This window comes from Allobosea sp. NPDC003192 (genome assembly GCF_050275675.1).
In the GTDB taxonomy this organism is placed as follows: Bacteria; Pseudomonadota; Alphaproteobacteria; order Rhizobiales; family Beijerinckiaceae; genus Allobosea.
The window spans coordinates 353061-365830 of sequence record NZ_JBNNPK010000001.1; the positions used below are offsets into that span (position 1 = coordinate 353061).

A 12770-nucleotide genomic window follows, 5' to 3' on the forward strand; every position below is an offset into this window, starting at 1 on the left:
GATGTCACAGATTTCTCTCAAGGACGTCACCAAACGCTATGGCACACTGACGACGGTCGACCGGGTGTCGCTGGATATCGGCCAGGGCGAGTTCGTCGCCTTTCTCGGCCCGTCCGGCTGCGGCAAGACGACGACGCTGCGCATGATCGCGGGGCTGACATTGGCGAGCGAAGGCAGCATCTGCTTCGGCGCGCGCGAGGTCACTGATCTGCCACCCTATCTGCGCAATGCCGGACTGGTGTTCCAGGGCTACGCGCTTTTCCCGCACATGACCGTGGCTGAGAACGTCGCCTTCGGACTGGAGATGCGCAAGGTCGGTGGCGCCGACGCGCAGCGCCGCGTCATCGAGGCGCTCGCGCTCGTCAAGCTCGACCATCTGGCCGAGCGCCTGCCCAAGCAGCTCTCCGGCGGCCAGCAGCAACGCGTCGCCCTCGCCAGGGCCATCGTCTACGAGCCGGACGTGCTGCTGCTCGACGAACCCTTGTCGGCGCTCGATGCCAAGCTCCGCCACGAGGTCAGGGCCGATCTCAGGCGCTTGCAGTCCAAGCTCGGCCTGACGACGATCTTCGTGACCCATGACCAGGACGAGGCGCTCAGCGTCGCCGACCGGATCGTGGTGATGTCGGCCGGCAAGGTCGAGCAGGTCGGCACGCCGCGCGAGATCTACCAGCGCCCGGCCAGCCGCTTCGTCGCCGAGTTCATCGGCCTGACCAACATCTTTGCCGGCGCCGTCGAACCCGGCGGACGCTTCAGGGCCGCCGGGGGCGAGAGCTTCGTCGTTCCGGCAGGGCCGCGGTGGGACGGGGTATCGGCCTTTGCCGTCCGGCCGGAGCAGATCATGCTCAGCCGTGCCGGAACGCAGGATGGCGCCGATGCCATCCGCCTGCCCGTGACCGTCGAGGACATCGTCTACAGGGGCGCCCTGACGGAATTGGTCGTCAGGACGGCATCCGGCATGCCGCTGATCGTGCACCGCCAGAACGGCGAACTGACGCAGAACGAGGAACCCAGGCCAGGCGATGCCGTCATCGCCTCCTGGCCGAGCGGCGCGACGATGCTGTTCTGACGACAGCAAGGCGCGGAAGCATCTCATCGGAAACGAACGGCCGGCCCCGTGGTCCGGCGAGGGACTGCGCATGCGCTGATCCCGAGGGAGGCGTGCGGATCATGGTCGAAAGACATCCGGGCTATTGCACGCTCTGCCGCTCGCGCTGCGGCTCGATCACCCTGGTCGAAAACGGGCGGATGATCGGCGTCGAGCCACGCCCGGGCCATCCGACCGGCGGCGCCCTCTGCGCCAAGGGCCGTGCCGCACCCGAAATGGTGCACAGCCCGAAGCGCCTGACACGGCCCCTGCGACGCATCGGCCCGAAGGATGGCGGGCCGCCGCGCTGGCGGGAAATCAGCTGGGACGAGGCGCTCGACGAGATTGCCGAAAAGCTGCTCGCCATCCGCGCGGAATCGGGGGCGGAAAGCGTGGCCTTCGCGCAGACCACCTTCAGCGGCACGCCGATCGTCGACAGCTATGACTGGGTCGAGCGCTTCATCCGCTGCTTCGGCAGCCCGAACCTGATCTATGCCGTCGAGGTCTGCGGCTGGCACAAGGACTACGCCCACGCCCTGACCTTCGGTCGCGGCCTCGGCGTACCCGACTACGACAATGCCGAGCTGATCCTGCTCTGGGGACACAATCCGGCGCGGACCTGGCTGGCCCAGGCCAGCCGCGTCGCCGAGGCGCGGCGGCGCGGCGCCAAGGTCGTGGTGGTCGACCCGAAGCCAGAAGGCTCCGGCCAGCAGGCGGACCTGTGGCTGCGCATAAGGCCTGGTGCCGACGCGGCTCTGGCGATGGGCGCGATCCACCATCTGATCGAGACGCGCGGCTACGACGACGCCTTCGTCCGCAACTGGACCAATGCGCCTCTCCTCGTCGACGAAGCTACCGGCGCCTTCGTCAAGGCTACCGAGATCATCGACGGCGCGCCTTCGGACAGTTTCCTCGTCCTGCGTTCCGATGGCGGCGTCGCGCCCTACGACATCGGCCAGGCCTTGCCGGATGCAGCCTCGGTCCAGCTCCACGGCCGCCTGAACCTGCGGGCCAGGAGCGGCCGAAGCCTGACGGTGGCGACGGCCTTCACCTTGCTGTCCGAGCGGGCACGGGACTATCCGCTGGCGAAGGTGGCAGAGCTGACCTGGATCGATCGGGACAAAATCGCCGCATTCTACGACCTCCTGCTGCGAGCGCCGCGCCTCGCTTATTACAGCTGGACGGGCGTCGGACAGCACACCAACGCCACGATGACCGAGCGGGCGATCGCAACCCTGTCGGCCCTGGTCGGTTCCTGTGATCGCGAAGGCGGCAACATCTGGACGGTGCCGCCACCTGCCAATGCGATCAACGATATCTCCCTGCTGTCGCCGGGACAGAGGGAGAAGGCGCTGGGTCTCGCCGAGCTGCCGCTCGGCCCGCCGGCCCATGGCTGGATCACGGCCCGCGACTTCGCCCGTGCCGTGCTGGAGCAGCAGCCTTATCGCGTCCGCGCGCTGATGAGCTTCGGCACCAATTTCGCCGTCTCGCAGATCGATACCAATCGCAATCTCGCGGCGCTGCGCGCCCTCGAATTTCATGTCCATGCCGACATGTTCATGAATCCGACGGCGGAGTGCGCCGATATCGTCCTGCCGGTCAGCATGCCCTGGGAGCGCGATGCGCTGCGCATCGGCTTCGAGATCACGCAGGAAGCGGTCGAGACCGTCGAGTTCCGGCGCAAGATGCTGCCGACGCTCGGCGAGTGCCGTGCCGACTACGACATCGTCATGGCGCTCGCCACCCGCATGGGGCTGGGCGACAGCCTCTTCGGCGGCGACATCGTCGCCGGCTGGAACCACCAGCTCGCGCCGCTCGGCATCTGCGTGGACGATCTCCGCGATCGGCCCGACGGCATGCGGTTCGCCCAGCCATTTTCCTATCGGAAGTTCGCCACGGCCACGGAAGACGGCACGATACGCGGCTTCCAGACACCGACCCGGCGCGTCGAGCTCTATTCCGCCCGCCTGCACGAGCACGGCTATGATCCGCTGCCCGGTTTCGTCGAGCCCGGTGACGGGCCGGCCTCACCCGGGGCCTTGCCGCTGGTGCTGACGACGGCCAAGAGCGGCGTCTTCGTCCATACCTCGCATCGCCATATCGCCTCGCTACGCCGCAAGGCGCCCGATCCTTCGCTGGAGATCGGCCCTGCCCTGGCTGCTGCACGCGGGCTCGCCGCCGGAGACTGGGCGCGACTGCGCACGAGAACCGGCACCGCCCGGCTGCGCGTGCGCATCAATGCCGCTCTGGACGAGCGCACGGTCGTCGCCGAGTTCGGCTGGTGGGAGGCCTGCGAGCCGCTCGGGCGCAGCGGCGGAGCAGTCGACGGCCGCGACACCAGCAACGTCAACGCCATCCTCTCCGACGAGCAGCGCGATCCGGTCAGCGGCTCGGTGCCGTTGCGTGCAGTGACCTGCGACATCGAAGCTCTACCCGAAGCCAACCGGGGGAACTGGTCGGGAAGGCGGAATTTCCGCGTAATCGCGACGCAGCCGATCGCTCTTGCCACCGTCGCCTTGTCGCTGCGTCCCAGCGACGGCACGGACCTGCCGGATTTCTTGCCTGGACAGCACGTCATCCTGCGTTTGCCGCACGGGATGGCTGCCCGGGCCTATTCGCTGACCGGTCCGTCGAGCACACCGGGAAAGCTTTCGGTTGCTGTGCGCTGGGATGAATCGACGCCGCGCCCCGCTGCGGCGGTCTCGTTGTCGCGCGAGGTCCAGAACCTGCGCATTGGCGACGAGGTCCTGCTGGAAGCACCGGCAGGCAGCTTCACGATCCCCGTCCGGAGCGAACGGCCGGTCATTCTGCTCGCCAACGGCATCGGCATCACGCCCTTTGCCGGCTATCTTGAGACCATCGCCCGGACACGGCCACAGCCGGCGCATCCTATCCATCTGCTGCATGGCTGCCGCAATGGCACCGAACATCCGTTCTCGGCTCGTCTGAACGAGCTCGCCGGCGCGATCCCGTCGCTGCAGCGGATCACGGCCTATTCGCAGCCGAGCGCGACAGACCGACAGACCGGCCGATTCGATCAGGTAGGCCGCCTCGATCTCTCCGTAATAGCCGGTGTGCTGTCGCAGCGGCCGCTCGCCTATCTCTGCGGCTCGCCGGGCTTTACTGCCTCGATGACGGAGGAACTCGTCCGCCTCGGCATAGCCCGCTTCGACATCTTCGCCGAAGCCTTTGCCGCTGCAGCCGAGATTCCCAAAGAGTTGCAGCCGCGCAGGATCACCCTTGCCGGCACGCAGCAGGCCTTCGAATGGACGCCGGCAGCCGGATCGATCCTCGACGCCGGCCTCGCCGAAGGCCTGTCGCTGCCGAGCGGCTGCCGCGTCGGGCAATGCGAAAGCTGCGTGGTGCGGGTCGTCGACGGGAACTTCGCCCATCTCGCCCCGTTCGATGGCGAACCCGATCAGTGCCTGACCTGCCAGGCAGTTCCCTTGTCCGATCTCGTCATCTCAGCCTGAGACGGCGGGCCGCGGCCGATTGGCTGTCGCTGTCTGTGCGGCGCACTGCGCCAGCCAAACCGCTGGAGCCCCTGGTTCATTCTCTCCCGGCGGCGATATCTCGTCCGGATGGATATGCGACATGCGCCTGACTTAATTGTCAGACAATCTGTCAATGATATTGACAGTCAGACTGCTGGCAGGCAGGTTGCACCGCGCAGCTGCCCCACGGGCTCCTGTGCAAGCGCAGCGAATGCGCGACCGGACTTCAGGGAGGTGGGTGGTGAACCGGACAAGCGGCACAAGCAGCCTGACACGGCGGCGGCTTCTCAAACTTTCAACCGCCAGCGTAGCGATGCCTTTCGTGCTGCGCGATGCGGCGGCCCAGGGCAAGGCGATCAATGTCGGCGTGATCATGCCGCTTTCGGGCGCGAACGCGCAGTTCGGCATCAATTCCCGCAACGGCATCGAGCTCGTCGCCGACGAGATCAACGCGGCCGGCGGCATCAAGTCGCTCGGCGGGGCGCGGATCAATCTCGTCGTCGCCGATTCGACCTCTACCCCGACCACCGCCGCCAATGTGGCCCAGCGACTGCTCACGCAGAACGACGTCGTCGCGATCCTGGGCGCCTTTGCCTCCTCGCTCACCATCGCGATCTCGGAGGTGACGGAGCGCCGGGGCGTGCCGCTCCTGACCATGTCCTTCTCCGACCAGATCACCGGCCGGGGTTTCGAGAACATCTTCCAGGTCGTCGCCAAGGCGTCCGCGCTCGGCAAGGCTCAGTTCGACGGCACGGTCGCGATTGCAGCGGCTGCCGGGCAGAAGCTCGAGAAGATCGCGATCATGTACGAAGACACTGCCTACGGCACCTCGCAGGCTGCCGGCCTGCGCGGCGGCGCCAAGGGGGCCGGCGTGCAGATCGTGATGGACGAAGCCTATCCGCTCGGCATCACCGACGTCACGCCGCTGATCAACAAGCTCCGGGCCTCCGGCGCGCAGGCCGTCTTCCCGGTTTCCTATCTCAACGACTCCCTGCAGATCATTCGCGCGATGCGCCAGCAGAAGATCGCCATCCCGGCGATCGGCGGAGCCGCCGGCTACGTCATCCCCGATTTCGAGAAGGGACTCGGCGAGTTCTCGGAGGGCGTGCTCTCGATCGCTCCGGCCAATTACGACCTCGCGCCGGAACTGACCGAGCGCTTCCGCAAGCGCTACGGCTATTTCATGGTCCACGAGGCGCTGGAGCACGCGGTCTGCATGGATGTGCTGGCCCAGGCGCTGGAGCAGGCGAAGTCGACCAAGCCCGACGATTTGCGCAAGGCCCTGCACGGCGCCCGCTTCGAGGGCGGCTGGACCAAGGCGATGACGGGCGGCGCCGTCCAGTTCGACAAGACCGGGCTCAACACCCTCTCGGTGCCGGTGATGGTGCAATGGCGCAACAAGGAGCTGGTGACCGTCTGGCCCTCTGACGTCGCCAAGTCGAAGGCGACCTGGGCGAGCTGAAGCTTGCCCGATCGACCCCAAGGCGCAGCGGAGAACGACTGACATGGCGGTGGTGCAGGCCATCCTCGATGGGCTGATGATCGGCGGCGTCTATGCCGTGATCTCGATCGGCCTGACGCTGGTCTTCGGCGTAATGGGCATCGTGAATTTCGCGCAGGCGGAATTCCTGATGCTCGGCATGTTCGTGGCCTATTTCGCCTGGGCCTGGCTCGGCCTCGACCCCTTGCTGGCCGCGCCGCTCGCTTTCGTCGTCGTCTTCGCGCTGGGCGCGGCGCTGCAGCGCCTGCTGATCCGGCGCGTGATGAAGGCGCCGGAAGTGGCGCAGATCTTCCTCACCGTCGGACTCCTGATCGTGCTCGAGAACGCGGCGCTCCTGATGTTCGGCTCCGGCTTCCGCTCGGTCTCGACGCCCTATCAGTCCTCCGCCCTGCAGCTCGGCCCGCTCTTCGTCAGCGTCCCCTACCTCTTCGCCTTCGCGATGTCGGTCGCTTCGGGGCTGGCGCTTTTCCTGTTCATGAAGTCGAGCTGGTTCGGCCGCGCAATGCGAGCGACAGCGCAGGACCCGATGGCGGCGAAGCTGATGGGCATCAATGCCGACCGCATGCACATGCTCGCCTTCGCGCTGGGCGTCGGCCTCACAGCCTTCGGCGGCGCGGTGATCCTGCCTTATCTCACCGCCTCGCCGACCGTCGGCGCGCAGTTCGTCGTGCTGATGTTCACGGTGGTGGTGCTGGGCGGTCTGGGTTCGGTCGCCGGTGCGGTGGTCGGCGGGCTCGCGGTCGGCATCATCCAGTCGCTCTCGGCCCTCGCCTTCCCGATCCAGCTCCAAAACCTCGTGCTCTTCGTCGTCTTCATCGCGGTGCTCGCGCTCCGGCCGAAGGGCCTGCTGGGAGCGGCGCGATGAACGCATACTCGACCCGTCTGGTCGCCCTGCTCGCGTTGCTCGTGATTGCCGTGGCCCTGCCCTTCGCCTTCGATCCGCGCGGTTACGCCATCCGCATCCTGTGCCTGGCCCTGCTCTTTGCGGCGATGGCGCAGGCCTGGAACATCGTCGCCGGCCTCGCCAACCAGGTCTCGCTCGGCCACGCCGCTTTCTTCGGAATCGGCGCCTATACCTCGACGCTGCTGCTGATCCATTTCGGGCTCTCGCCCTGGTTCGGCATGATCGCCGGCGCGGTGCTCGGCGGGCTCGCCGCCCTGCTGATCAGCCTGCCGACCATGCGACTGCGCGGTCACTACTTCGCGCTGGCGACGCTGGCCTTCGGCGAGGTGATGCGCGTCATCGCCAACAGCTGGGGCGGGCTGACAGGAGGGCCTGTGGGCATCTCCGTGCCCTTCGCGCCGCCCGATCTTGCCATGCTGCAGTTCAAGGAGACGCGCCCCTATTACTGGCTGATGCTGGCCGCGCTCGTGCTCGTCACCGCGATCTTCCTCACGATCAAGCGCAGCCGCCTCGGCTATCGCCTGCGCGCGATTAAGGAGAATGCCGATGCGGCCGAGGTGATCGGCGTCGACACCACCCGCACCAAGATCGTCGCCGCAGTGATCTCCGGCATGATCACCGCCTGCCTCGGCACGCTCTATGCGCAGTTCCAGTTCTTCTTCGACCCCGACACGGTGTTCGGTGTCGCCTCGGTCTCGGTCCGCATGGCGATGATCGCGATCGTCGGCGGCATCGGCACGGCCGCGGGCCCGATCCTCGGCGCCTTCTTCGTCATCCCGCTCGAGGAGTTCGCCAACCAGATCTTCTCGGCGCAGGCCGCCGGCCTATCCCAGCTCGTCTTCGGCCTGCTGCTGATCGCGGTGATCCTGATCGAACCACGGGGATTCATGGCGATCGGCCCGAGGCTGAAGCGCCTCTTCGGCAAGGGAGAAAGCTGATGGCTGAGACCCTGCTCGACATATCCGGCATCTCCAAGCGATTCGGCGGCCTGCAGGCGCTGTCCAATGTCTCGCTCTCGATCGCCAGCGGCGAAATCGTCGGCCTGATCGGCCCGAACGGGGCCGGCAAGACCACTCTGTTCTCGACCCTGGTCGGCCTGCACAGGCCGGACAGCGGCACGATCAGGCTGGATGGACACGACCTCGTCGGCCTGAAGCCGCACCGCATCGCCGCCGCCGGAATGGTCAAGACCTTCCAGAACGTCGCGCTCTTCCTCGATTCCTCGGTGCTCGACAACGTCCTGACGGGCGGTCTGATGCGGCACTCGGTCGAAGGTGCGCGCGATCTCGCCCGCCGCTGTCTCGAACGCGTCGGAATCAGCGCGATCGCCGGCAAGCTTGCGCGCGATCTCTCTTTCCCCGAACGCGCCCGCGTCGAGGTCGCACGGGCGCTCTGCACCGAGCCGCGCGTCCTTCTGCTCGACGAGGCGATGGCGGCGCTCAACCATGTCGAGATGGACGAGTTCATGGCGCTACTGCGCCAATTGCGCGCCGAGGGCCTGACCCTGATCGTGGTCGAGCATCACATGCGGGCGATCATGTCGCTCTGCGAGCGGCTCGTCGTCCTGAATTTCGGGCAGATGATCGCGACCGGAACCCCAGCCGAGATCTCGCGCGATCCTGCGGTCGTGCAGGCCTATCTCGGCCGCTCCGCGGCTTGAGGGACAGCGCATGACCACACCCGTCCCGCTCCTCGCCATCGACAGCCTCGATGCCGGCTATGACGGCGTCGACGTCCTGCACGGCGTCTCGCTCGCCATGGATGCCGGCGAGTTCGTCTGCGTCATCGGCGCCAACACGGCCGGCAAGAGTACGCTGCTGCGCACCATCTCCGGTCTTGTCGCCTCGCGCGGCAGCATCCGTTTCGAAGGGCGGGAGCTGGTTGGCCGGGCGCCGCATCAGATCCCCGGCCTCGGCATCGCGCATGTGCCGGAAGGCCGGCACGTCTTCCCCGAGATGAGCGTCGACGAGAACGTCATGCTCGGCGCCTATGCAGTACGCAACGCCGCCGACCTGGCGCAGCGGCGCGAGCGGGTGCTCGACATGTTTCCGCGCCTGCGCGAACGGCTGTCTCAGGCGGCCGGGACCCTCTCCGGAGGCGAGCAGCAGATGGTCGCGATCGGGCGGGCGCTGATGCTGTCACCGCGCCTGCTATTGCTCGACGAGCCGAGTCACGGACTTGCACCCAAGGTCGTCGACGAGTTGCACGACACCTTCCTGACGGTCAGCAGGACCGGCACGGCGATCCTGCTCGTCGAGCAGAACACCACACTAGCACTCTCGGTCGCGAGCCGCGGCTATGTCCTCGAATCCGGCCGCGTCGTGCTCTCTGGCACGAGCACGGAGCTCTCAGGCAACGACGCAGTCCGCAGCGCCTATCTCGGACTCTGACGACCACCATCCCCCCGCCCCATGTCACGAAAGAGGCTGACCGATGTCCCATAGCGAACAGTTCGAAAAAGGCCTGAAGGTGCGCCGCAAGGTGCTCGGTACCGAGTACGTCGACGGCAGCCTCGCCAAGGCCGATGACTTCATGATGGCCTTCCAGAACATCACCACCGAGTGGTGCTGGGGCTATGCCTGGACCCGGCCCGGCCTCGACCACAAGACCCGCTCGATGCTGAATCTCGCCATGCTGACGGCACTCAGCAAGCCGGTGGAGCTCAAGCTCCACGTCAAGGGCGCGCTGGCCAACGGCGTGACCGTCGACGAGATCAAGGAAATCCTGCTGCACGCCACGGTCTATAGCGGCATCCCGGCCGGGCTCGACGCCTTCAAGGCGGCCCACGAGGTGCTGAAGGCCGAAGGCGCGATTCCGTCGGAGAAGTGAGGAACGGCGATGCGCCACTGGGAAGTCTACGCGCTGCGCTATGCCGTGCATGAACGGGCGGCGTCTGAGAACTTCCTGCGCCCGCCGGATCCGCACGACGCACCCATGCCGATGGACTATTTCGTCTGGGTGCTGCGGTCCGGTGGCGAAACCATCGTCGTCGACACCGGATTCACTCCGGAAGGTGGCGCCAAACGTGGACGGACACTGATCCGCCCTGTCGAAACGGCGCTGGCTCAGCTCGGCGTCGCGCCGGAAGCTGTCGCCGATGTCGTGATCACCCATCTCCACTACGATCACGCCGGCAATCTCGACCTGTTCCCGCAAGCCCGCTTCCATCTCCAGGATGCGGAGATGAGCTTCGCTACCGGGCGGCACATGTGCCAAGCCTGCATCCGCTACCCGTTCGAAGTCGAGGACGTCGTGCGGATGGTGCGCGCGGTCTATGCCGAGCGCGTCGTCTTCCACGACGGCGACACGGAGATTGCCGAGGGCGTGAGCCTGCACAAGGTCGGCGGTCACAGCGCCGGCCTCCAGATGGTCAGTGTCGAAACTGCACGCGGCCCGGTCGTGCTCGCCAGCGACGCGGCGCATTTCCACGCCAATATCGAGCGCCAGAATCCGTTCCCGATCTACTTCGATCTCGGTGCCCTGGCGCAGGGCTGGCGCCTCGCGCGACGGCTGGCCGGCTCAGACAATCGCGTGATTCCCGGCCATGACCCGCTGGTGCGGACAAGCTATCCGGCTTTTGAAGGCTCGGACGGCGAGACCGTCGCCCTTCACCTGCCGCCGCTTGGGTGACCTCCGTCAGCGGCCGACATGCTCCAGTGCCGCCATGAGATGCGGCCTGAACAGGTCCGGATGCTCGCACATCGGGAAATGGCCGAGCCCGTCCATGAGGCGCAGCATCGCGCCGGGAATGAGAGCCGCCAGCTTCCCGCCGTCCTCGGGCGTGGCGGAATAGTCATAGCTGCCGCAGAGCAACGCGACTGGCGTGCGCGACGCATCGATCCGCGGTGCGACCGCGGCGCCGTCGAACTCGTCACTATAGAAGGCGAGATCGCCAGAGTAGATCTGCGGCGCGCCTTGCGAATAGATCCAGGCCGCGCGGCGACGCTGGTCGAGTGGACTCGTCGGGCTCATCAGCCCGCGCACGAAGGCCGGGTTGTGCAAGCCCGCATGGACCGCGACATGGTGCTGGAAGGGGTTGCGCCGGCCTTTCGAACGGAACGGCGGCTCGATCGCAACCACACCGGCAACGAGGTCGGGCCGCTCGGCAGCCAGCAGCAGCGCCATAGCGGCGCCCATCGACCCACCCGCGACGATCACCTTCTCGCCGACTGTCTGCTCGATGATCGCGCTGCACCAGCTGAGATAGCGCTCGCCCGTCAGTCGGTAAGGCTCGCCCTGCCAGTCTGAGGGCGGGAGCGACCGGCCATGGAACGGCATGTCCGGCGCAAACATGCGATATCTCGCCGCGAGCCCGATATCGGCGAGCTGCCCGAGGAACTGGCGTCCGTCGGCGCCGGCCGTATGCAGGAAGAGCAGCGGGCGACCCAGCCCGGCCTCCTCGACGAAGACGTTGCAGCTCCCCTCCTCCAGGCGAACCGGGCAATAGCGGCCGGCGATCTGGCGAACGTCACGTTCAATGCTCGCGGCCGACGCGACCGGGGATGCGCAGACGATCTCGAACAGACGCTCCAGTATCGCACGCGCCTGCGCGATCCGCTCCGGCACTCCCTCGATGACGAAAGCCTCGTTTGCGATGGCCAGCGCGGTGAAGGCCTGGAAACGCGGTGGCGGCGGCGTCTCGAGGACGCGTCCCCAATCGGCGGCGGCCGCCCGCATGACGATGTCACCCGGCGCGTCGGGATCGAAGGCCGCGACACCATCCTCCAGCCGCAGCCTGATCTCCGGACCCGCTCCCCGCAGATGCAGCCCCGTCCTCGTCAGGCCCGCGCCGAGCCGACGCAGTTCCGCGTCGCCCAGCGCTGCGGCAAGCCTCTCCTCGAGTTTCATGCCGCCGACGATCGATTGGCGTCGATGTCGGCGAGGAAGCGGTAGATTTCGGTGTGATCCGCATCGGCCTTGAGCGCGCCCTTCGCCTTCTCCCAGATATCGGCGACAGTGGCGATCTGCGGAATGCCCAGGCCGAGATGTCCGGCGAGATCGGCAGCGATGCGCAGATCCTTCGCCATCAGCGCCAGCGAGAAGCCCGAATTGAAGGCCTCGCTGATCACGAAGGGCTTCATCTTCACTTCGGTGGAATTATTGCGGCCGGTCGAGGCGTTGAGCACGTCGACGATGACCTCCGGCGCAAGGCCAAAACTGCGGCCGACCAGCAGGGCCTCGCAAGCCGCGATCAGGCCGGCAGCCGAGACGTAGTTGTTCAGCGCCTTCATCGCGTGGCCGGAGCCTACCGGTCCCGTGGCGAAGATCGATTTGCCCATCGCAGCTAGGATCGGCCGCGCCCGCTCTACCTCGGCCTGCGCCCCGCCGGCCATGATCGACAACGTTCCGTCGACAGCGCGCTTGACGCCGCCGGACACCGGCGCGTCGATCAGAGGCAAGCCAAGCGGCGCCAGCTCGGCAGCAAGGCTCGTCGTATCGGTCGGCGCCGACGAGCTCATATCGATGACGAGCGTTCCGGCTGGCAATGCCCCGCCGATGCCCTCGGAGCCGAGCAGGACCTCGCGCACCACGCGGCCATTCGGCAGCATCGTGATGATCGCGGCGGCCCCGGCGGCGGCCTCGACCGCGGCCGGGAATGCCTTGCCGCCAGCGGCAGCGAGCGCAGAACGTGCCGCTGGCGCCGGATCGGCGCCATGAACCACGAAGCCGGCCTCGATCAGCTGCTTCGCCATCGGCATTCCCATTTGGCCGAGGCCGATCATCGCGATCGTGGCAGGCGGAACAATCGGGGCTGTAACCATGGCGCTATCCTCCGATCCGCCCGGC

The 12770-nt window shown here is 67.0% G+C and carries 11 protein-coding genes; 9 read left to right on the forward strand and 2 right to left on the reverse strand.

Features of this window, described 5'->3' with window-relative positions:
- Position 1 precedes the first annotated feature (1 nt).
- The 9 genes from ACQKLX_RS01610 to ACQKLX_RS01650 all read left to right on the forward strand — a co-directional run bounded on the left by ACQKLX_RS01610 (position 2) and on the right by ACQKLX_RS01650 (position 10613).
- On the forward strand, positions 2-1066 hold the full coding sequence (locus tag ACQKLX_RS01610) for an ABC transporter ATP-binding protein (RefSeq protein ID WP_427358888.1): 1065 nt from the start codon (positions 2-4) through the stop codon (positions 1064-1066).
- A gap of 101 nt (positions 1067-1167) precedes the next feature.
- The gene (locus tag ACQKLX_RS01615; protein ID WP_427358890.1) at positions 1168-4557 is read left to right on the forward strand and encodes a molybdopterin-dependent oxidoreductase; all 3390 of its coding nucleotides are present in this window, start codon (positions 1168-1170) and stop codon (positions 4555-4557) included.
- 334 nt (positions 4558-4891) lie between these two features.
- Entirely contained in the window at positions 4892-6040 is a 1149-nt protein-coding gene (locus tag ACQKLX_RS01620; RefSeq protein WP_427358892.1) for an ABC transporter substrate-binding protein, read from the forward strand.
- A gap of 43 nt (positions 6041-6083) precedes the next feature.
- The gene (locus ACQKLX_RS01625; RefSeq protein WP_427358894.1) at positions 6084-6944 is read left to right on the forward strand and encodes a branched-chain amino acid ABC transporter permease; all 861 of its coding nucleotides are present in this window, start codon (positions 6084-6086) and stop codon (positions 6942-6944) included.
- The gene (locus tag ACQKLX_RS01630; RefSeq protein WP_427358895.1) at positions 6941-7921 is read left to right on the forward strand and encodes a branched-chain amino acid ABC transporter permease; all 981 of its coding nucleotides are present in this window, start codon (positions 6941-6943) and stop codon (positions 7919-7921) included. The genes ACQKLX_RS01625 and ACQKLX_RS01630 overlap by 4 nt, the downstream gene beginning before the upstream one ends.
- Entirely contained in the window at positions 7921-8643 is a 723-nt protein-coding gene (locus ACQKLX_RS01635) for an ABC transporter ATP-binding protein (protein WP_427358896.1), read from the forward strand. The genes ACQKLX_RS01630 and ACQKLX_RS01635 overlap by 1 nt, the downstream gene beginning before the upstream one ends.
- Before the next feature lie 10 nt (positions 8644-8653).
- Complete coding sequence (locus ACQKLX_RS01640; protein WP_427358898.1) at positions 8654-9373, forward strand: ABC transporter ATP-binding protein; 720 nt, start codon at positions 8654-8656, stop codon at positions 9371-9373.
- 43 nt (positions 9374-9416) lie between these two features.
- The gene (locus ACQKLX_RS01645) at positions 9417-9812 is read left to right on the forward strand and encodes a carboxymuconolactone decarboxylase family protein (RefSeq protein ID WP_427358900.1); all 396 of its coding nucleotides are present in this window, start codon (positions 9417-9419) and stop codon (positions 9810-9812) included.
- A gap of 9 nt (positions 9813-9821) precedes the next feature.
- On the forward strand, positions 9822-10613 hold the full coding sequence (locus ACQKLX_RS01650; protein WP_427358902.1) for an N-acyl homoserine lactonase family protein: 792 nt from the start codon (positions 9822-9824) through the stop codon (positions 10611-10613).
- Between the two features lie 6 nt (positions 10614-10619).
- Here ACQKLX_RS01650 and ACQKLX_RS01655 read toward each other — a convergent pair whose 3' ends face one another.
- Both ACQKLX_RS01655 and ACQKLX_RS01660 read right to left on the reverse strand, forming a co-directional pair.
- Positions 10620-11831, reverse strand: coding sequence for an alpha/beta fold hydrolase (locus tag ACQKLX_RS01655; protein WP_427358904.1), 1212 nt, complete (start codon positions 11829-11831; stop codon positions 10620-10622).
- On the reverse strand, positions 11828-12745 hold the full coding sequence (locus tag ACQKLX_RS01660; RefSeq protein WP_427358906.1) for an NAD(P)-dependent oxidoreductase: 918 nt from the start codon (positions 12743-12745) through the stop codon (positions 11828-11830). Before ACQKLX_RS01660 ends, ACQKLX_RS01655 begins: the two co-directional genes overlap by 4 nt.
- Between the last annotated feature and the right edge of the window lie 25 nt (positions 12746-12770).